The organism is Phyllobacterium sp. SB3, assembly GCF_040009165.1.
In the GTDB taxonomy this organism is placed as follows: Bacteria; Pseudomonadota; Alphaproteobacteria; order Rhizobiales; family Rhizobiaceae; genus Phyllobacterium.
Genome location: NZ_JBDYKI010000004.1, coordinates 531694 through 552620 on the forward strand (window position 1 = coordinate 531694; position 20927 = coordinate 552620).

Below are 20927 nucleotides of genomic sequence, written 5' to 3' on the forward strand. Positions count from 1 at the left end.
ATGGTAGATATTCTTCGCAAGATCGAGGCGTACAAGCGCGAGGAAATCGCTGCTGCCAAAGCCACGGTCTCACTCAACGATCTGAAGGCCAGTCTTGACGATCAGGGTAAGCCGCGTGGTTTTCTGGCTGCGTTGCAGGCAAAACGGGCAAAGAATGAGTTCGCGCTTATCGCCGAAATCAAGAAAGCCAGCCCGTCAAAGGGCCTGATCCGCGCAGATTTTAACCCGCCCGCTCTCGCCAAGGCCTATGAACTTGGCGGTGCCGCATGTCTCTCAGTGTTGACCGATGGCCCATCATTTCAGGGTGCGCCTGAATTCCTGAAAGCAGCCCGCGACGCGGTGAGCCTTCCTGCCCTGCGCAAGGACTTCCTCTTCGACACTTATCAGGTTTACGAAGCCCGCAGCTGGGGAGCTGATTGCATCCTGATCATCATGGCAAGCGTCAGCGACGATCTGGCCACGGCGCTTGAAGACACAGCCTTCTCACTCAGCATGGATGTTCTTGTCGAAGTGCATGATGAAGCCGAGATGGAACGCGCCTTGAGGCTGACATCCCCACTTCTCGGCATTAACAACCGCAATCTGCGTACTTTCGAGGTCGATCTGGCAGTGTCAGAACGATTGGCGGCGATGGTGCCGGAATCGAAATTCCTTGTCAGCGAAAGCGGCGTGTTCACCCATGATGATTGCCAGCGACTGGCCAAATCGAATATCGGGTCATTCCTTGTCGGCGAAAGCCTCATGCGGCAGAGCGATGTAACAGCAGCAACAAAATCGCTGTTGTTTGGCAATGCATCCCAAACGGATGCGGCATGACATCGGCTAAACTGTCCCATCTCGATGCGACAGGTGCTGCCAATATGGTGGATGTTGGCGACAAGGGAGAAACTGTTCGCATCGCGACAGCGGAAGGCTTTGTCGCAATGCTCCCCGAGACGTTGGCGGTCATACGCGCTGGTGACGCAGCAAAGGGCGATGTTATCGGCACCGCCCGTATCGCTGGTATAATGGCTGCAAAGAAAACACATGAACTCATTCCGCTTTGCCATCCACTGCTTTTAAGCAAGATATCAATCGATATTGAAGCAGACGAGACATTGCCCGGGCTCCGTGTGATCGCAACTGTCAAGCTGACCGGCAAAACAGGGGTGGAAATGGAAGCGCTGACCGCTGTTTCCGTTGCCTGCCTGACGATCTACGATATGGCAAAGGCGGTGGATAAAGCCATGACCATCCAAAACATTCGGCTCTTGCAAAAAACCGGCGGGAAATCCGGTGATTGGTCAGCTAACCCCTCCAGTGAGGGCTAAATGGCCGGTCTCCTTCCCGTTGACGAGGCTTTGTCCCGTATTATTGGTGCGGCTGTTGAAGCGGAACCGGAAACGGTTGCACTGAGCGACGCTGGCGGCCGCGTCCTCGCTACAGACCTCTGTGCGAAGCGGCAACAGCCACCGTTTGCAGCTTCTGCGATGGATGGCTATGCCGTTCGCGCGGCTGATGTTGCTCAGCTGCCTGCAATCCTGAAACTGATCGGCCAGTCTGCTGCAGGTCACGCCTTCTCCGGCTCTTTGAATGCTGGCGAAGCAGTACGCATTTTCACCGGCGCTCCGGTGCCTTCCGGTGCCGATAGCGTCGTTATTCAGGAAAATACGATTGCCCGCGGCACTGAAATTGAAATCACTGAAAAGATCGATCTCGGCAAAAATATTCGCAAGGCCGGGCTGGATTTCGAGGAAGGCGATCTGCTGTTGCAAATTGGGCGGGTGCTTGATCCTTCAGCGCTCGCGCTGGCAGCAGCAGCCAATTATCCGGAAGTCCCGGTCTACCGGCAGCCCCGGGTGGCGATACTTGCCACCGGCGATGAACTTGTAAATCCCGGTGAAGAACTTCGCCCTGACCAGATTATTGCGTCCAACAGTTTTGGTCTGGCAGAGATTGTACGGCAGGCAGGCGGTTTGCCGATTGATTTAGGGATCGTTGAAGACCGGCTGGAGGCTTTGAGCGAGGCCGTCGACCGCGCCGTAAGCGCCAAAGCCGATATTCTGGTCACACTTGGTGGCGCGTCGGTCGGCGATCATGATTTGGTCCAGCCTGCTTTGGCTGCCAAAGGGATGCAGCTTGATTTTTGGAAGATTGCGTTACGCCCGGGCAAACCACTTATGTTCGGACGGTTGAACGATATGAACATTCTGGGCCTTCCCGGCAATCCCGTATCCAGTTTGATATGCGGCCATATCTTTTTGGTGCCATTGATCCGGGCGATGTTGGGGCTCCCGCATCACCCGGATTTGCGAGCGGCAATGCTTGGCCGCGATATGAATACCAATGACCTGCGCCAAGACTACGTTCGCGCAACGCTCTTGAGAAATGCTGACGGTACGCTTACCGCAACACCCTTCCCGCTGCAGGATTCGTCAATGCTGAAATTTCTTAGCGATGCCGAATGTCTTATCATTCGCGAGCCTCATGCCCCCGCTATGAAAGCGGGGACAATGTGCAAGGTGATGATGCTACGCTAGGTTCGCTTCGAGCTGATGTTCTTTGCGATCACTTTCAGTAATAGTCGCGAGATCAATAGCTTTTTGCAGCTTGGCAGCGTGCCGGAATGAGGGTTCAAGCGTCCGTCCCTGCGCAACTGCTTCGACAAAACGCTGATAGTTTGTAGACACCGGATCGACTTCGAGTTCTTTCCAGGTCGCTGTTTCAACATCATCGCCCAGACAGACCATGAGTTTTGACCCGTCATGGCGATGCTGAATCTCAAGCGAGCCCTTGTCGCCATAAACCCGCAGGCGCAACTCATTCACATGCCCTGTGGCCCAACGGCTTGAATGAACAACCCCCAATGCGCCATTGGTAAAGCTGACCGTCATGGTGAAGCTGTCATTGGCATCAAGGTCATACTCGCCGATCCTGTTGCCATCTGCCTTGTCAAATGCTTTCAGGCGACAAAAAATCTCGTCGATTTCAGTGTCAGTGGCGTACACCACAAAATCCAGTATATGCACGCCAACATCACCAAGCGTACCGTTGGAGCCGTGTTTCTTCGACAAGCGCCAGAGCCATCGGCTTTCAGTCCGCCACTCGCCCCACATTTTCGCGACAAGCCAGCTTTGCAGGTATGATGCTTCGATGTGCCTGACTTTGCCTATCTGGCCGCCGGTGACCAGTTTGCGCGCGGCCTGCAATTGCGCGACATTGCGATAGGTCAGGTTGACCATGCCAACCAGATGCGCAGTTTCGGCCGTATCGGCCATTTCCATTGCGTCATGATGATTAACCGCAAGCGGCTTCTCGCAGAAAACATGTTTGCCTGCCCTCAGGCATTGCATGGTGGTTGCATAGTGAATGCTGTCCGGGGTGATATTGGCAACAGAATCGAAATCACCCCATGCAAGCGCATCATCGAGTGAAGTAAAAGCACGCTCAATACCGTACTTTTCCCGAAATGCCTCGACACTGTTTATGTTGACGTCAACAGCACCTGCCAGCGTCACCCCCTCGATTTCAGAGAAGTTCTTTGCATGGGCATTGGCCATGCTGCCGGTTCCGAGGATCAATAAGCGCATTCTTGCGGTCCTTTGAACGCGCCGCACTCGCTGAGTACGACGTCGCGATATCATTATTATAGATCAGTACTGCGTTGAGCGACGGGTCAACGGAACCCTTCTTCACCAGCTTCGTGTAAACTTCCACCGCGTTGTTCGATAGGCTCCAGAGCTTTTTCGACAGGCACGTTGGGAGCTTCTGTAATGTGCGGGAAGCGGCTGGAGTTATAGGCCCAGTTTACCGCATTGCGCAGCACCAGCCCTACCGTCTCGTCATGATATGTCGGGTATGTCTCATGGCCGGGGCGGAAATAAAAGACATTGCCTGCCCCCTTGCGATAAGTCAGGCCGGACCGGAACACTTCACCACCTTGGAACCACGATACGAAAACAGTTTCCAGAGGTTCGGGAACAGAAAACGGCTCGCCGTACATTTCCTCATTCTCAAGCTCGAAATAAGCAGGCAATCCCTTGGCAATAGGATGCCCGGGATTGACCACCCATAGCCGTTCACGCTCGCCGGCCTCACGCCAGTTCAAAGCGCAGGGCGATCCCATCAGACGCTTGAAAATCTTCGAGAAATGCCCGGAATGGAGAACAATCAGCCCCATACCTTCCCAAACGCGCTTGGCCACGCGCTCAACGATCTCGTCAGCAACATCGCCATGGGCCCGGTGGCCCCACCAGACAAGAACGTCTGTTTCTTCCAGTGCCTTGTCAGTCAACCCGTGTTCCGGCTCTTGAAGCGTCGTGGTTTTGACCGTGATATTGCTGTCCTTGCCAATCAGCTTGGCAATCTGGCTGTGCATGCCTTCGGGATAAATTTCGGCAACGGTCTTGTTGATGTGCTCGTGAACGTTTTCACCCCAGACGAGCGTACGAATAGGCATGGTCATTTCCTTACTTATGCTTTGTGCTGTTTCATGCTTGGGCCGGCTGGCCCGATTGGTCGAAGCGGTGGACATTGTCGTTAATGGGCGAAACATGCAGAAGGTCACCCGGCTGCTGGCGCGCTGACCCGTCCTGACGAACAACGAGCGGGTCTTTTGCGCCAATATCGATATAGAGATAGCTTTCAGAGCCGAGATTCTCGGAAAGGATCAGCTTCCCGTTCCAGGTTCCGGTCTTTTCCCGGATTTCGAGGTGTTCCGGACGCACGCCAAGCGTGTGTGCCCTATAGGCATCGGCAAATTTTTCCGTCAGGAAGTTCATCTTTGGAGATCCTATAAATCCGGCAACGAAAGTGGATTGCGGTTTCTCGTAGAGTTCCATCGGCGTACCGACCTGCTCGACATTGCCGTCACGCAGCACGCAGATGCGATCCGCGAGTGTCATGGCTTCCACCTGATCGTGCGTTACGTAGATCATGGTGGTTTCATGCATTTTCGCGTGGAGCTTGGCGATTTCAAGACGCGTTTGCACCCGCAATGCGGCATCGAGGTTGGAAAGCGGCTCATCGAAGAGAAATACTTTCGGGTCACGCACAATAGCGCGGCCGATGGCAACGCGTTGCCGCTGTCCGCCTGAAAGCTGTTTGGGCAGCCTGTCGAGATAGCCGGTGATCTGCAGCATTTCAGCGGCCTCGTTCACCCGGCGCTTGATCTCTTCAGCACCGCCCTTAGCCAGCTTCAGCCCGAAAGCCATATTATCGTAGACGGTCATATGCGGATAAAGCGCATAGGACTGAAACACCATGGCGATGCCGCGCTGCGATGGCGTGAGGCTGTTGACCACCTTGTCGTCAAAGGCCAGCGTTCCGGAAGTTATATCCTCGAGCCCTGCAATGAGACGAAGCAAAGTGGATTTTCCGCAACCCGATGGCCCGACGAAAACCATGAACTCGCACGGATTGATTTCGAGATCCACGCCTTTGATGACATCGTAAGTACCGAAGGATTTGCGGACATTGTTCAAGCGAATAACTGTCATTTTTGAAACTCCCCTGAGCGCGCGGCTCTAGCCTTTGACGCCACCGGCGGTAAGACCGGAAATGATCTTGCGTTGAAAAATAAGCACGAGAACAACCAGTGGAACCGTCACGATGACGGACGCCGCCATGATCAGACCCCATGGTATTTCGTGAGCGCTGTTGCCGGATAAAAGTGCAATGATGACGGGAACCGTGCGCGTTTCCGTGGACGAGGTGAATGTCAGCGCGAACAAAAACTCGTTCCATGCGGCAATGAATGCCAGAAGGCCTGTCGTTACCAATGCCGGCCACATCAATGGCAGGAATACTTTGGTGATGATGACCCACGGCGTTGCACCATCAACGATCGCTGCTTCCTCGATTTCGATCGGCAGGTCCCGCATGAATGTCGTCAGCACCCAGACGGTAAATGGCAGGGTGAAGATCGTGTAGGAGAAGATCAGTCCCCACAGCGTGTTGTAGAGCCCCAGGAAACGGATCACCTCAAACAGCCCTGCAAGCACTGCAATCTGTGGAAACATCGAGACTGAAAGGATCGTCAGGAGCAAAAGCGAACGCCCGCGAAACCGCACCCGTGCCAGAGCAAAAGCAGCTGTAACCGCCATGAGCAGCGACAAGGCAACCACAAGACCGGATACGACAAGCGAATTGAAAAGATTGCGGGGAAAGCTTCCCGTTTCGATAACACTGATGTAATTAGCCAACGAAAATGAAGTGGGCCAATACTCGATTGTAAAGAGGGCACTGCCCGTTTTGAAGCTCGTGATGATCGCGTAATAGAACGGGAATACCGCGAACAACACGATAAGAACGACCAGTGCATAGAATGCTGTATTCTTGATAGCTACAGGCATCAGCGGTCTCCCCCATCCAGCCGAACGCGACCAATCCAGATAGCCAGAATGGTCATGAAAGCGATTACGACAAACAGCAGCGTGGATTGCGCTGAACCATAGGCAAATTTGTCGAACTCGATGAGGTTTTCACGCGCCAGCACCGACATGGTTTTTGTCTGCGCACTGTTTGGCGTCAGAACATAAATCAGATCAAAAATTCGCATGGCATCAAGCAGGCGGAAGATAATCGCAACCATCAATGCCGGCCTGACAAGTGGCAGCGTAATACGGAAAAACTGCTTTACCGGATGTACACCGTCGATCTTGGCAGCCTCGTAAACATCACTTGGCACCATTTGCAGGCCTGCAAGAATCAGCAGGGCCATAAAGGGCGTTGTCTTCCAGACATCGACAATCAGGACCGCGATCATCGCCGTATCCGAACTGGCGGTCCACGCAATTGGGTTGTCGATAAAGCCAAGCCGCATGAACAAATCGTTCAAAATGCCGAACTGATCGTTGAGCATCCAGCCCCACATGCGGGCCGAAACAATAGTGGGAATCGCCCAAGGGATAAGAATGGCGGCACGAACAATGCCCCTGCCCTTGAATTCCGCATTCAGGACAAGCGCAATGATCATTCCGAAAAATGCTTCCAGTGCTACGGAAAGCACGGCAAAGCGCACTGTATTCCAGACGGCATTCCACCACGCGGGATCAACCAGAAGCCCGGAATAGATCGTCCTGCCGCTTTTGAGCTGGACCCATGAAATGTAATTTTTGAGGCCAACCCATTTGGCGGCACTCATATTTGTCAGTGAAGCATCGGTGAAAGAGAAATAAATTGTGCGGATCAATGGCCATCCGGCAACAATTGCCAGAGCGATGATCATCGGGATGAGAAATAGTTGGGCCGAGCGCGAGCGCTGACGCAGTAGCTCTGATCGCAAAACTGTTGAGGTCATGTTTGAATTCCTGCCCAGGAGAAACAACGGGATGTGAACTCAGGCAATCGGTGCAAGTAATTGTCAGGAGGCTTCCAAATACTTGCACCGTGCCCTTAAGCTGGCAGAGACCTACCAGCTACCTCCCTGAAGCTCTGCGATTTTGGCCTCAAGTATCTCGACATTTTCAGCTGCCGTACCATTGCCGGACAATGTGTCGTGAACGGCACTCCAGAACATGGAAGACACCTCGTTATACTTGACTTTTGTTGGGGCAGATGGCCTTGGAACAGCCGTTTCGAAAACGGGTTTCCATAACGGGATCAATGGCTGTGCTGAAGCAATGTCCTTATCGTCATAGAGAGATTTTATGGTCGGCAGATGGGAAATATTGATCGCCATTTCCTTTTGCTGCTCAACGGCAGTCAGAAACAGCGCAAGCTTCACAGCCTCTTCCGGCGACTTCGAATACTTTGAAACAGCCAGATTCCAGCCACCCAGCGTTGCAGCAGATTTCTCGCCCTCTTTGCCCACCGGAAGCGGCGCAACGTCGAATTTACCTTTGATGGCGCTGTCTGCACCCTGGCTTAGAGAATAAGCATAGGGCCAGTTTCTCATGAACACGGAATTGCCCGTTTGCCAGACACCACGCGACTCTTCTTCCTGATAAGCCAACGCACCTTTCGGCGAAATTGTATCGATCCAGCCTTTCGCGCGATCGATAGCCGCAATTGCATCAGGATTATTGATCGAAATTGTACCGTCTGCCTCGACGATCTGGCCACCACCGGATGATTTGACCCACTCCAGAGCGTTACAGGTCAGGCCCTCATAAGCGTTTCCCTGAAATACAAATCCATATATTCCCTTGTTACCGGCTTGACGCTCGGCATCCTGTATTTCCTTGGCGGTCGCAGCCATTTCATCCCAGGTTTTCGGGACCGGTTTCTTGTATTTCTCAAGAAGATCCTTGCGATAGTAAAGCGCGGGTGCGTCCGTATATAACGGTAAAGCTACGAGCTTTCCGTCAACGGTTTGACTTTCAATAATTGAAGGGAAATGCTGATCGACGACGTCTTTCGCCGCTTCAGTCAAGTCGAGGAACTGTTCCGATAGCTGCGGCGCCCAAACCACGTCGGTCTTGTAGACATCAATGTCGGTGTTTCCGGCGGCCAGCCAAAGGCGGTACTGGCCGAAATTGTCCGAGCTGCTGGATGGCATGGCAACAATCGAAACTTTATTTCCAGTCTCTTTCTCAAACCGGTCAAGCTGCTTGCGTAGCTCAGCAGTCTCATTACCGGTCGAGCTGTAAACTATAGAAAGATTTGCCGCGTAGGCACCGGAAGACAGAAGCGCTGCAAGCAGGGCACCTGCAAGAATTGAACTCTTTTTCATAAACCCTCCCAAAAATGTTTGATGGATCGCCAGTGCCGGACGGCAGGTAACCCCAATCGATAAACCCCTCCTCAAGCGCATCAGTGATGAAATTAACCAATCCAAAGCGCTTTGGATGGAAGGTGTCAAAACGCAAATCGATTGTCAATAAATAGTTTATGAACGCCTGTAATCGTACAAATAAAATTGTTCTGATCATTTAAAGCGCTTTGAAGTATGGTTATAGTAAGCTGAGTTAGATGATGGACCGCACAGATCGGAACGTAGTTTGGACATCCGGCATGAAGCTTAAAGAACTTGCTGATAAACTCAGCCTTTCGCAGACGACAGTTAGCCGGGCATTGAACGGCTATCCTGAAGTCAATGAAGCGACGCGCGAGCGGGTCAACAAGGCGGCGTTAAAGTTCGGCTATAGTGCAAATGCAAATGCCCGGCGGCTCGCCATGGGCCGCGTTGGCGCCATCGGCATTATCGTTCCCGCTGAATCAAGCCAGCGTTTCGGACCGCACACAGCCGAGTTTCTTGCCGGCTTGGCAGAACGCCTTGCGCATGACGAAATAGACTTCCTCATCAGTCCTCTCGTCGACAATGATGAAATCTCGGTCTACAAGCGCCTGATTTCCAGCAAGCGCGTCGATGCCATCATTGTCTCTCACCCGTCTCTCGTGGATGAGCGCGTTTCGATGCTGATCGACGCAAAGTTTCCTTTTGTTCTGCATGGACGCACCAATGTCGGCAAACCGCACGCGTGGCTCGACATCGATAATCAGGGCGCGTTTTATCAGGCGGCGAGCCATTTGCTTGATCTCGGGCACCGCCATATCGCCATGATCGATGGCTTGAGGGGGTTCACATTCTCCGAACATCGCGAGCTTGGTTATCGGCAAGCACTTGGCGAACGCGGTATTGAAATAGATTCGCGGTTCATCGTGCATGACCGTTTCTCCGATGAAATCGGCTTCCGCGAAACGCAGCGCCTGCTTGCATGCACACCACAGCCGACGGCTATTATTGCGGGATCAATGATGACTGCTCTGGGCGTCGCTCGTGCCGTACGCAATAATGGCTATCAACTCGGCAAACAGGTGTCGCTCATCACGCATGATGACGTTTTCCCCTATCTCAACGCCAGCAACATGGTGCCATCGATGACCACGACGCGGTCGTCGATGCGGGCTGCGGCCACCCGGATTGCTGAAATGCTCGTGCGCGTGCTTGATGGAGAGCCAGTTGATGACATTCACGAACTTTGGCCGGTGGACCTTATTGTCCGCCAGTCAAGCGGGCCTCCTGTAAGCAGCTAATCGGCGCTTCTCGCCTTTTTCACAACGTTTCGTCTAATTTTTACCGTCGTGTGCTATAAGTGGCTGGTTTATACCAGATATTAATCCTTGTGGAACACAACTGGAACATATAGTGTTTGTTCTGGTTTTGTTTTTCCGATTCCACGCTGAAGGATCGCCCCATGCTCACGCGCAAACAACATGAACTTCTGCTTTTCATTCATGAACGGTTGAAGGAAACGGGTATCCCTCCCTCATTTGATGAGATGAAGGATGCCTTGGATCTCGCATCCAAATCGGGCATCCACCGCCTTATCACAGCGCTGGAGGAACGAGGCTTTATTCGGCGCCTTGCAAATAGGGCCCGGGCCCTGGAAGTGCTCCGCCTTCCGGATTCGATAGCGCCGGGACTGAATGCCCAGCGTAAGTTCTCCCCAAGTGTCATAGAAGGCAGCCTCGGCCGCAATATTGCGCCGCCTCGCCCTCAAGCAAGCTCAGCAGACATCGTTGCTGCAAACATGATCAGTATTCCGGTTATGGGCCGGATTGCTGCCGGTGTGCCTATCGCTGCAATCCAGAACCAGACTCATATGCTGAACCTTCCGCCAGATATGATTGGCAGCGGCGAGCACTATGCACTTGAGGTCAAGGGTGACTCCATGATCGAGGCCGGAATTTTTGATGGCGACACCGTTGTCATAAAACGCGGCGATACAGCCAGCCCCGGTGAAATCGTCGTTGCTCTTGTTGACGATGAGGAAGCAACCTTGAAGCGGTTCCGGCGCAAGGGTGCATCAATTGCACTTGAAGCAGCGAATCCAGCCTATGAAACACGAATTTTTGGACCAGACCGGGTTCAGGTGCAGGGCAAATTGGTCGGCCTGATACGTCGCTATTGAGTTGCGGCATCAGGAGCAGGAATGGGCTCGCTGAAAGAATACGCTCCTGCAGGGCGTTGTTACGAAAGCTGCCAGAGTTCTCCTTTGAGCGCTTGTCAGGAAGATTTCGCGCAGCACGTGAATAATTGCGATAGGTATTCCAGGGTCGATTAGATTGCCCAACAGCATATGTCATCTGGGCAGTTTGCAGGCGGTGTGAAAGTGCATCCGCCGGGTTTTTCGATTCTGAATTATTTTTGGATTGCGAATTGTCGAAGCTTATTTCCATCGCCCCTTTAATTGCCAGATCGCGTTTTGAAATCGTCAATACGCCAGCATCCCGGCACGTAGGGGCTTCGGCTGCATAGGCAAGAATAACAATATCACCTGACATGCATGCATCGGTCATTTTTTCAGGATCGTCCGTATATGCAAGAACCAGTCCTCCCGGCTCCCGTGCGGTGCAAACCCGCTCAAAGCATTCGAATTGCGTGTCGTTGACAGCAAGCCCAGCTCCTACAGGCTTAATGAGTTCATCTGCACCATATCCTTGCTGCCAGTTTTTCAGATGAAATGCGCTTCCCACTGCCCTGTTGATGGCGAGGTTTCCTTCGCTGGTCCTTAGAGCAACGAGTTTGCCGTCTTCTGAAATCATTATGCTCGGCTCGTTCGAATTCCCCATGACAATAAACGCCAATACAAGAAGCGGTAAAGCACACAACCGCAGCCACGTTGAAAGAAACACCAGCAGCAGAAGCGCTGTGGCCAAAAGAATAAGCGTCAACGGGGGCATCAAGCCAAGGTTTCCGCTGGGCGAGTGGGATGCCACAGCTTTTGCGATGATGATGACCAATTCAATACCCTGCCCCATGACAGCGAACGGCAGCCAATCGAGATCGAAAGGCATGGCGAGCAGGCCAAGTACGGCAAACGGCATCACCAGTATTGAGACAACCGGCAATGCCAGTGCGTTTCCAATCAGTCCGAAGGGAGCTGTATTGTTGAAATGATAAGCTGCAAAAATTGCGCTGGCTGTTCCTGCGACGAGCGAAGTCATGGCGATACCACCAACATAGTTCAACGCTCGCGACGGAATTGACCACATCCCGTATCCCGTCCCCTTCCCCCGACGACTTCGCTTTAATTGATACCGAGACCACCAGCCGTAAAAGGCGATAAGCGCTGCCGTCGCTGAGTATGACATCTGAAATCCGGGACCTAAAATTTCATGCGGTGAAATGGCCAAAGTGATACATGCCGCAATAGCAAGATTGCGCATGGAGATCGCCGACCGGTCAACTGTTACCGCCAGCAGCATAACGGCAAGCATCACAAAACTTCGTTGTGCCGCAACATCGGCGCCCGAAAGCAGGAGATAGAATGCGGAGCCCAGCAAAGCGATGACGGCAGCGAATTTCTTAACCGGATAACGGACCGATGCATTTGGAAACAGGGCGAATACTGCTCGCAGCCCGCCTATGATAATTGCTGCGACCAAAGCCATGTGAAAACCGGAGATCGACAATATGTGAGACAAACCACTTAAACGCATGGCGTTGTTCGTATCATCGCTTATTCCGTCACGCTGCCCGGTCACGAGCGACGTTGCAATATCGCCCGGTTCCCCCTTGATATTATGCAGAATGCGCTGGGTCAGTTGCTGGCGAATATTGCTCACAGTCAACAGTGCGGCTGCCAGCAGTCCCTGTTTTGGCGGAACATGGATTTTTTCCGGAGAACCAAGCAAAAAGCCATTGGCTCCTATCCCGCGATAATAGTTGTAAAAGGCAAAATCATAATTGCCCGGGCGCACAGGGCCTGATTGCGGACGCAGATGGACGAGCCCGTGCAATCCATCTCCCACACGGATGTCTCGCGGCATTTTGCGTGCCGAAACGGTGACCCGATCGGGGCCAAAGCGCAGAGACGGACGCTCGGTAGCAAGCACATCCATGGTAACTCGCCAGCCACCCCTTGCATCCCTTGTTATTGCTGAAACGCGCCCTGTCATACGGGTTGTCACTTCAGAGCCCAGCATTGGCGTCGCGGCCCGAAATGTTTCCAACTTGGCGCACAGCATGCCGATAACGAATGCAACTGCGAACAATAGGATCAGCTTTAGGGCTGGTCTTGCGTCTGCCAACATATAGCCCGCTACAAGCGCAGTCACTTCAAACAGGATTGCGCTAAGCTGCGGCTCCGTTCCTGCGTTGAAATAAACAATCGAACCTATCCCTGCGAACACTGGCAAGAACAGGAATGTTGTACCGCGCGTTGCCTCATTACTGATGGCATTTGGTACGGCCCGAACAATATTCGCGGCGCAAGCCTCGGCAATTTGCCTGGCAACAACAAGATAGCTGCGGACACCCGCCCATTTGCGTTCAACAACCCCGCTATTATAGACATCAACAGCAAACAGCTCTTGGGCGCCCTCTGACTGAGACCAGAAGCGTGTTTCACTCGTTTTCGCGTCTGTTGACGGCTCGATCATTGATCCCCATTTCTGCCAATGCCCTTGCACGACAGCACCGCTATGGTACATCAACGCCAAATCAATTCGATTGGACGTTCGACTAATAGACCGAACTGCCCTGGAGACCCTATGTCATCTTCTGTCGTTACCCGTTTCGCTCCCTCACCCACCGGCTTTCTGCATATTGGCGGTGCCCGTACAGCCCTGTTCAACTGGCTTTACGCAAAGCATACTGGCGGGAAGATGTTGCTGCGCATTGAGGATACCGATCGCGAGCGCTCTTCAGAAGCGGCCGTAACCGCCATACTCGACGGGTTGAAATGGATTGGCCTCGATTGGGACGGCGATGTTGTCTCGCAATTTGAACGTGCACCTCGTCATCGCGAAGTGGCGGAAGAACTGGTTACCAAAGGCAAGGCCTATTATTGCTATGCATCACAGGCCGAATTGGAAGAAATGCGTGAAAAGGCCCGTGCCGAAGGTCGCCCGCCTCGTTACGATGGCCGCTGGCGCGACCGCGATCCAAAGGAAGCTCCTGCTGGCGTAAAGCCCGTCATTCGCATCAAAGCTCCGCAGGAGGGCGAAACCCTTGTGCGTGATCAGGTACAGGGCGATGTGCGTTTTCCAAACAAGGATCTCGATGATTTCATCATCCTGCGTTCCGACGGCAATCCAACCTACATGCACGCTGTCGTCGTTGACGATCACGATATGGGCGTAACGCACATTATTCGCGGCGACGATCACCTGACCAATGCCGCACGCCAGACTGTTATCTACAATGCCATGGGCTGGGATGTGCCTGTCATGGGCCATATTCCGCTTATCCATGGTGCTGACGGTGCAAAACTGTCCAAGCGTCATGGTGCGCTCGGTGTTGAGGCCTATCGTGCGATGGGATATCTGCCAGCTGCCCTGCGCAACTATCTTGTTCGTCTTGGCTGGAGCCACGGCGATGACGAGATCATGTCCGACGAGCAGATGATCCAGTGGTTCGAAATATCCGATATTAATCGCGGCGCATCACGTTTCGACTTTCAGAAACTGGAAGCAATCAACGGCCACTATATGCGAATTTCTGAAGATGCCGATCTGGTCAAAGCCCTGATTGACGTACTTCCCGAGATCGAAGGTGGTTCTGAAATATTGGCGCGTCTCAACGACAACACCAAGGCACAGCTACTCGCTGCTATGCCGGGTTTGAAAGAACGCGCCAAAACCCTCGTGGAACTTGCCGATAGCGCCAAATACCTGTTTGCCGAACGGCCTCTGCCTCTTGATGAAAAAGCCGCGAGCCTACTCAATGAAGAAGGATTGGTTGTCCTACAAGGCGTTTTTCCGGACTTGGCTAGTGTCGCCGATTGGACTGCTGAAGCTCTCGATGCAGCCGTTCGTGTTCATGCCGAGAAAACTGGCCTGAAACTTGGAAAGATTGCTCAACCTTTGCGAGCTGCATTGACGGGCAGAGCAACATCTCCTGGCGTCTTCGATGTGCTTGCGGTACTGGGCAAAGAAGAATCGCTTGGACGCATCGAAGATCAATTAAAAGGGCACTAGTGGTCTGATTCCAGCATTCACATCCCATTTCGATCACGCACATAGTGAATGCTGGAATCGGGAAGACCACTAGCAGCCTTATATTTCTGGTGGAGTTTTCGAATTTGACATTTGAAATCGAGCCTGCGACCGGATGGGGTCACAAATGTCAAATTCACTCCACCAGCAGATAAGTTTGATTGCATTTTTGCATTGCAACATTGTGCCTTTCGGGTACGGTGCACTGCCCGTAAAAATCACGAATATAACCTCATTCGAGGAAAGGTGCTTTTGCGCTGGGTTCAGCGCAAGTCAGCAAGAAAGGAACGGCAATGTCTGAGAACAGCGTAAACATCGATCTCAATGGTCACGAATTCGCTTTACCCATAAAAAAGGGGACCATCGGACCGGATGTCGTAGACATTGGGACTCTCTATAAGAATACCGGCGCGTTCACATACGACCCCGGTTTTACATCAACAGCCTCTTGCGAGTCGCAAATTACCTATATTGATGGCGACGAGGGCGTTCTGCTCCACCGCGGTTATCCCATCGAACAACTTGCCGAACACGGCGATTTTCTGGAAGCCTGTTACCTGCTGCTCTACGGCGAACTGCCGACAAAGAGCCAGAAAGCGGATTTCGACTTCCGCGTAACGCGCCACACTATGGTGCATGAGCAGATGTCACGCTTCTTCAGCGGCTTCCGCCGCGATGCGCATCCAATGGCAGTAATGGTCGGCTGTGTCGGCGCTCTGTCTGCCTTCTACCATGACTCAACGGATATTTCCGATCCGCATCAGCGCATGGTCGCTTCGATCCGAATGATCGCCAAGATCCCAACGCTGGCCGCTATGGCCTATAAGTATCATATCGGTCAGCCATTCGTTTATCCGAAGAACAATCTCGATTTCGCGACCAACTTCCTGCACATGTGCTTTGCTGTGCCCTGCGAGGATTATGTTCCAAATCCTGTTCTGGCACGTGCAATGGATCGCATTTTCATTCTCCACGCTGATCACGAGCAAAACGCGTCGACATCCACAGTACGCCTTGCAGGTTCGTCCGGTGCAAACCCATTTGCTTGTATTGCTGCTGGTATTGCCTGTCTCTGGGGCCCTGCCCATGGAGGTGCCAACGAAGCCGCACTCAATATGCTTGGCGAGATCGGTACTGTTGATCGCATTCCAGAGTTTATTGCCCGCGCTAAAGACAAAAATGACCCATTCCGTCTGATGGGCTTTGGCCACCGCGTTTACAAAAATTACGATCCACGCGCCAAGATCATGCAGCAGACAACCCGTGAAGTCCTCGCCGAACTGGGCATCAAGGACGATCCGTTGCTGGACGTTGCGATGGAACTTGAGCGTATTGCTCTAACCGATGAATATTTCATCGAAAAGAAGCTTTATCCAAACGTCGATTTCTATTCCGGAATCACGTTGAAGGCGCTTGGCTTCCCCACCACGATGTTTACCGTACTGTTCGCCGTGGCCCGTACTGTCGGCTGGATCGCCCAGTGGAAAGAAATGATCGAAGATCCGCTGCAGAAGATTGGCCGCCCGCGCCAACTCTACACCGGCGCCACACAGCGCGATTATATAAACGTCGAAAACCGCAAATAATCGGAACATCAGAAATAAAAAAGGCGCCGAGTGGCGCCTTTTTTATTTGCAAGCTTGCAATCAGCTATTTTGACTTTGCCAGCTCAAGCACTTTTTCGGCAGCGATTTCTCCGGCCGGACGTTCCGTTTGCATCAATCTGGTGATTTTGTCGAAACTCTCAAGCTGCGCGTTGCGCCGTAAACCCGGTGTCAGCAATTGCTCAATCTGCCGTGCCAATGACCCTGCCCGCACAAATATATTGAAATATTCCGGCACAACCGGTTCATCGGCTATAATATTCGGCAGAGCAGCGCTCCATATCTTGATACGCGGTGCAAGAAACGTCCGAGCCAGCCAATCCGGCTTATATGACAATACTGTAGGTATCCGCGCCAGAGCCAGCTCCAGCGACACTGTTCCCGACGCGGCGAGTGCAGCATCTGCCTCTGCAAATGCTCGCAGCCGCTCGGCCTCGCCGACTACTATGTTAGGCCGCACCTTCCACTTCGCAGTTAGCTCGCGGACCAAGCCCTCAACCCTTGGCAATGTTGGTATTGTCACATTGATCTGATTGCCGCGGCTGACAAGCAATTCTGCTGTCTCGCCAAATACGTCAACAAGGCTTGTAATTTCGGATCGGCGTGAACCCGGCAGTATCAGAAGGTTTTTGATCTCACGATCACCAAGCCCTGCATTGCGAGCCCGATTTCTCTCCGCAGCTTCGAGCAATGGTGCGTATGAAACCAGCCTGTGCCCAACATAAGTCGATGCCGGTCCGTCCAAATCTTTCAGAGCCTGCACTTCAAACGGAAGAATAACCAGTACATGGTCTATATAAGAACGCATTGCTTTGGCGCGTTCAGGCCGCCATGCCCAGACCGATGGGCTGATGTAATTTATGATCGGTATAGATGGATCAGCCGCCCTTACCTTGCGGGCTACACGATGGGTAAAATCGGGACTGTCAATGATTATCAGGCAATCTGGCTTTGCGGCGACAATTGAAGCGGCAAGCTGCGAAATACGGCGAATAAGCTGGGGCAACTTGCGAACAATGGCACTGAGGCCGACTAGAGCTATTTCATGCTGATCAAACAGGCTGTCCAGACCAAGCTCCGCCAGATGATCGCCACCGACTCCAGTCAATGTGATTTCTCCATCATACTGGCTGCGGAGTGCCCTTATGAGATCAGCGCCTAACTGGTCGCCAGATTCTTCCCCTGTCACAATAGCCAGGCGGAGCGGTTTTTCGGCCGCCATCAGCTTTCCTCCTGCTCGAAGGTCTGGATAAACAGGCCAGCCGCATTGGCAGCAGCAATGGTTTCGCCATAAGCCAGAATTAGAGTGCGCCCTGCTTCAACAGCAATCCCGTTCAGGCCTGCTTTAACAGCATTTTCAACAGTGCTAACACCGATAGCTGGCAAATCCGCCCTGACTTCCTGTTGCGGCTTGGCGCATTTGACCAGCACGCCGCCTTTGCGGTTTATACGCTTCGCCTGACGCAGATCGGCGACACGCTGCAACATGGCGTCAGTACCTTCAACGCCCTCAAGCGCAACAACGCGGCGGCCGATTGCTATTGCGGCCTGGCCGATATCGAGCGAGCCTATCAAAACTGCTGCTTTTCGTGCGGCTTGAATATTTTCGATGCCTTCCTGTGTCGGCTTCTTGCGGGTTATCGTACCCGGCGCTGGTGCGAGAATATCCGGCACGATTTCATGAGCACCGAGCACCCGGAAACCGTAGGATTCAATCGTCGCGACAACTGCGCGAAGCAAGCCATCATCGCCCAGCCGAAAAGCTCTCATAAAGCGATAAAGTGCGACCAGATTGCCATTGCCGGGTTTAAGCGCAGCCCGAAACTCCGGCCGGTGCTTGATGCCACCCGCCAGCACAACATTGGTGATGTTTTCGGATTTGAGAATCTTCATCAGGCCACCGAGTTCCACAATGGATATCTCGGCATGTTCGCTGGCATAAAGCTCGGGGTCCGCCTCCCCTTTGATGTTGATAATCAAAGGGTTGTCACCATTTTTGCGCAAACTTGCAGCAACAGCCACCGGCAAGGAGCCATTGCCCGCTATAATTGCGGTACGGCCAGTGATAGGCCTTGGCAGTTTTTTTGTTTTTGGCGCGTTAGCTGGCGTCACTGTCACTGATCTCGATTGCAGAATCGAGCGGCGGCGTACAGAAGGCGCGCTTGGTATCGGTGCTGATGAAATCAATCAGATCAGCCACGGCAGGCGATTCCGGGAATGCTGTACGGACATCGTCAGCCCGATGTTTGATCGATTTTGTCCGATCAAACAGCATCCGGACAGCATGGCGAAGATTATGAATCTCCGGCCGCGCCATTCCCGAGCGCTTCATCCCGATAATGTTGAGGCCCCCGAGATAAGCATGATTACCAATGGCCATGCCATAAGGCACGAGATCGCTTGCCAGCGCCGCGAGACCGCCGATGAAGGCATGGTGTCCAACACGTACGAATTGATGAATGCCGGCACCGCCGCCAATAATGACATTGTTACCAATGGTGACATGCCCGCCAATCATCACATTGTTTGAAAACGTAACATTGTCGCCGATAATGCAGTCATGAGCGACATGGGAATAGGCAAGAAACATGCAATTGTCGCCGACAGTCGTGATGCCCCGGCTGCCATCCGTTCCGCGGTGCATGGTAACACCTTCGCGGATAACGCAGTTCTTGCCGATAATGAGTGTCGTATGCCCGCCCTTGTGTTTCGTGTTCTGCGGATCACCACCAAGCACAGCATTCGGATAGACTTTTGAGCCATCTCCCAGTGTCGTGGGCCCCATTATGACCACGTGGCTCAAAAGCATTACATTATCGCCAATGACCGCTTCAGAACCAATATGGCAAAACGGCCCGATGGCTACGCCTTCGCCAATCTGTGCGCCATTCTCGACTATGGAAGTAGGATGAATGCTCGACATCAAGCCCCGGTCACTTCTTCGTCGGGAAAACTGACCATTGCAGCAACTTCAGCTTCAGCAACCTTCACACCGTCTACTTCAGCGATACAACCATATTTGTGAATATTGCCGCGCTGCTTGAGCTTCGTCACGCGCAGCTTCAACTGATCACCCGGCACAACAGGCTTTCGGAACTTGGCATTATCGATGGTCATGAAGAAAACCTGACCGGGCTTTCCGCTGCCATTGTTGAAAAGAACGATAGCGCCAGCTGTCTGCGCCATGGCTTCGATGATCAGAACACCCGGCATGATGGGGAGTTCGGGAAAATGTCCAGCAAAATGCGGCTCATTGATGCTGACATTCTTAATGCCGGTAGCTGATCTGTCAGCATCGATATCAACAATCCTGTCGATCAACAGAAATGGATAGCGATGCGGCAGATTGGCCAGAAGTTTCTGTATATCCGCAACCCCAAGGCTCTCCGCTTTCATGGTATCAGTCATCTGAACTGCTCTCCTTCTTGGTCCGGGTCATGGCGCGAACGCTGGCAATCTCACGGAACCACTGCTTGAACGGTTGGGCAGGCGCGCCGGCCCACCTCTCACCGTCCGGAATATCATTCATAACGCCGCTAGCTGCAGCGATTTCAACACTCGCGCCGATAGTGACATGATCCTTGATTCCGACACTGCCGCCGAGGCGTGTCATATCACCAAGAATAACGCTGCCGGAAATGCCGCATTGCGCCGCAATGACACAGTGGCGGCCGATCTGCACATTGTGGGCAATCTGCACCAAATTATCGATTTTTGTGCCTTCGCCAATGACAGTATCCGCCAAAGCACCACGATCCACGGTCGTATTTGCACCGATCTCTACATTATCCTGAATAATGACGCGGCCAAGCTGAGGCATCTTGTCGAGACCAGCCTTGCCCGGCACATAACCAAATCCATCCTGACCAATGCGAACACCCGGATGCAAAAGCACCCTATTCCCGAGAAATGCGTACTGAACCGAGCAACTCGGAGCGACATAGCAATCGCGACCTATCTTGCAGCCATTGCCTATCACGACATTCGCAGCAATTACTGTACCGGAGCCAATGGACACATGGCTGCCGATGATTGCGCCGGGTTCAATCGTTACACCGTCTTCAATTTCAGCCGTTTCATGCACGATTGCATGCGATGAAATGCCGGTCTGCCCGCTCCACAAATGCGCATTCACGGCATTGGGATAAAGCGCGCGACCAACGGCAGCGAAAGCCTGCTGTGGATGGCGTGTTACAATGATGGCAACACTTTTGGGGATACTTGCCCTGACTGCTTCCGTGCATAAGACGCAAGCAGCTTTTAGTCCGCTAACGTCAAGCTCAAGTTTCTTGCTCTCGATGAACACGAGGGCATCAGGACCTGAATCATTAAGTGAAGCCAAGCGGGATACAGGGCGATTGGCCAAGGAACCGTCAACAAGAACGCCATTGGCCAGATCCGCGATCTGACCAATGGTTACGTTTGACAGTGGCTCATAAAAGATCGGATCGGCCATCG

At 52.9% G+C, this 20927-nt stretch carries 18 protein-coding genes and 1 pseudogene; 7 read left to right on the forward strand and 12 right to left on the reverse strand.

Annotation, left to right across the window (positions count from 1 at the left end; all coding sequences use genetic code 11):
- The 3 genes from trpC to glp are packed head-to-tail and all read left to right on the forward strand — an operon-like array spanning position 1 to position 2519.
- Positions 1-816, forward strand: coding sequence for an indole-3-glycerol phosphate synthase TrpC (trpC, locus tag ABKW30_RS18025; protein ID WP_348600285.1), 816 nt, complete (start codon positions 1-3; stop codon positions 814-816).
- Entirely contained in the window at positions 813-1310 is a 498-nt protein-coding gene (moaC, locus tag ABKW30_RS18030; RefSeq protein ID WP_348600286.1) for a cyclic pyranopterin monophosphate synthase MoaC, read from the forward strand. Before trpC ends, moaC begins: the two co-directional genes overlap by 4 nt.
- Positions 1311-2519: a gephyrin-like molybdotransferase Glp gene (gene glp / locus ABKW30_RS18035; RefSeq protein ID WP_348600287.1), complete on the forward strand. Its 1209-nt coding sequence runs from the start codon at positions 1311-1313 to the stop codon at positions 2517-2519.
- Here glp and ABKW30_RS18040 read toward each other — a convergent pair.
- From ABKW30_RS18040 to ABKW30_RS18065, 6 genes are all read right to left on the reverse strand, one after another.
- Complete coding sequence (locus ABKW30_RS18040) at positions 2511-3569, reverse strand: Gfo/Idh/MocA family oxidoreductase (protein ID WP_348600288.1); 1059 nt, start codon at positions 3567-3569, stop codon at positions 2511-2513. The genes glp and ABKW30_RS18040 overlap by 9 nt on opposite strands.
- Before the next feature lie 86 nt (positions 3570-3655).
- Positions 3656-4438 carry a ThuA domain-containing protein gene (locus tag ABKW30_RS18045; RefSeq protein ID WP_348600289.1) on the reverse strand — a complete coding sequence of 261 codons (783 nt, stop codon included), beginning with the start codon at positions 4436-4438 and terminating at the stop codon, positions 3656-3658.
- 31 nt (positions 4439-4469) lie between these two features.
- Entirely contained in the window at positions 4470-5477 is a 1008-nt protein-coding gene (locus tag ABKW30_RS18050; RefSeq protein WP_348600290.1) for an ABC transporter ATP-binding protein, read from the reverse strand.
- A 27-nt stretch (positions 5478-5504) separates the two neighbouring features.
- Positions 5505-6332 (reverse strand): carbohydrate ABC transporter permease, encoded by an 828-nt coding sequence (locus ABKW30_RS18055; RefSeq protein ID WP_348600291.1) that lies wholly within the window; start codon positions 6330-6332, stop codon positions 5505-5507.
- Complete coding sequence (locus ABKW30_RS18060; RefSeq protein ID WP_348600292.1) at positions 6332-7279, reverse strand: sugar ABC transporter permease; 948 nt, start codon at positions 7277-7279, stop codon at positions 6332-6334. Before ABKW30_RS18060 ends, ABKW30_RS18055 begins: the two co-directional genes overlap by 1 nt.
- Positions 7280-7390: 111 nt before the next feature.
- The gene (locus ABKW30_RS18065; protein WP_348600293.1) at positions 7391-8653 is read right to left on the reverse strand and encodes an ABC transporter substrate-binding protein; all 1263 of its coding nucleotides are present in this window, start codon (positions 8651-8653) and stop codon (positions 7391-7393) included.
- 281 nt (positions 8654-8934) lie between these two features.
- On the opposite strand from ABKW30_RS18065, the gene ABKW30_RS18070 reads away from it, so the two are divergent.
- Together ABKW30_RS18070 and lexA are read left to right on the forward strand one after the other, a co-directional pair.
- Complete coding sequence (locus ABKW30_RS18070; RefSeq protein ID WP_348600294.1) at positions 8935-9957, forward strand: substrate-binding domain-containing protein; 1023 nt, start codon at positions 8935-8937, stop codon at positions 9955-9957.
- Between the two features lie 161 nt (positions 9958-10118).
- Positions 10119-10835, forward strand: coding sequence for a transcriptional repressor LexA (gene lexA, locus ABKW30_RS18075; RefSeq protein ID WP_348600295.1), 717 nt, complete (start codon positions 10119-10121; stop codon positions 10833-10835).
- A 727-nt stretch (positions 10836-11562) separates the two neighbouring features.
- Here the strand turns inward: lexA and ABKW30_RS18080 are convergent.
- Positions 11563-13359, reverse strand: a pseudogene (locus ABKW30_RS18080) (ComEC/Rec2 family competence protein); the annotation flags it as partial.
- A gap of 60 nt (positions 13360-13419) precedes the next feature.
- Between ABKW30_RS18080 and gltX the strand changes: the two are divergent.
- Positions 13420-14847, forward strand: coding sequence for a glutamate--tRNA ligase (gene gltX, locus ABKW30_RS18085; RefSeq protein WP_348600296.1), 1428 nt, complete (start codon positions 13420-13422; stop codon positions 14845-14847).
- Positions 14848-15158: 311 nt separating this feature from the next.
- The gene (gltA, locus tag ABKW30_RS18090) at positions 15159-16451 is read left to right on the forward strand and encodes a citrate synthase (protein WP_348600297.1); all 1293 of its coding nucleotides are present in this window, start codon (positions 15159-15161) and stop codon (positions 16449-16451) included.
- 64 nt (positions 16452-16515) lie between these two features.
- Here the strand turns inward: gltA and lpxB are convergent, their stop codons facing one another.
- From lpxB to lpxD, 5 genes are read right to left on the reverse strand one after another with little or no spacing between them, the layout of a single operon-like run.
- Positions 16516-17691, reverse strand: a complete 1176-nt coding sequence (gene lpxB / locus ABKW30_RS18095; RefSeq protein WP_348600298.1) for a lipid-A-disaccharide synthase — start codon at positions 17689-17691, stop codon at positions 16516-16518.
- Entirely contained in the window at positions 17691-18581 is an 891-nt protein-coding gene (gene lpxI / locus ABKW30_RS18100; RefSeq protein ID WP_348600299.1) for a UDP-2,3-diacylglucosamine diphosphatase LpxI, read from the reverse strand. Before lpxI ends, lpxB begins: the two co-directional genes overlap by 1 nt.
- On the reverse strand, positions 18568-19392 hold the full coding sequence (lpxA, locus tag ABKW30_RS18105; protein ID WP_348600300.1) for an acyl-ACP--UDP-N-acetylglucosamine O-acyltransferase: 825 nt from the start codon (positions 19390-19392) through the stop codon (positions 18568-18570). The genes lpxI and lpxA overlap by 14 nt, the downstream gene beginning before the upstream one ends.
- Entirely contained in the window at positions 19392-19877 is a 486-nt protein-coding gene (gene fabZ, locus ABKW30_RS18110) for a 3-hydroxyacyl-ACP dehydratase FabZ (RefSeq protein WP_348600301.1), read from the reverse strand. The genes lpxA and fabZ overlap by 1 nt, the downstream gene beginning before the upstream one ends.
- Positions 19870-20925, reverse strand: coding sequence for a UDP-3-O-(3-hydroxymyristoyl)glucosamine N-acyltransferase (lpxD, locus tag ABKW30_RS18115; RefSeq protein WP_348600302.1), 1056 nt, complete (start codon positions 20923-20925; stop codon positions 19870-19872). Before lpxD ends, fabZ begins: the two co-directional genes overlap by 8 nt.
- Positions 20926-20927: the final 2 nt, after the last annotated feature.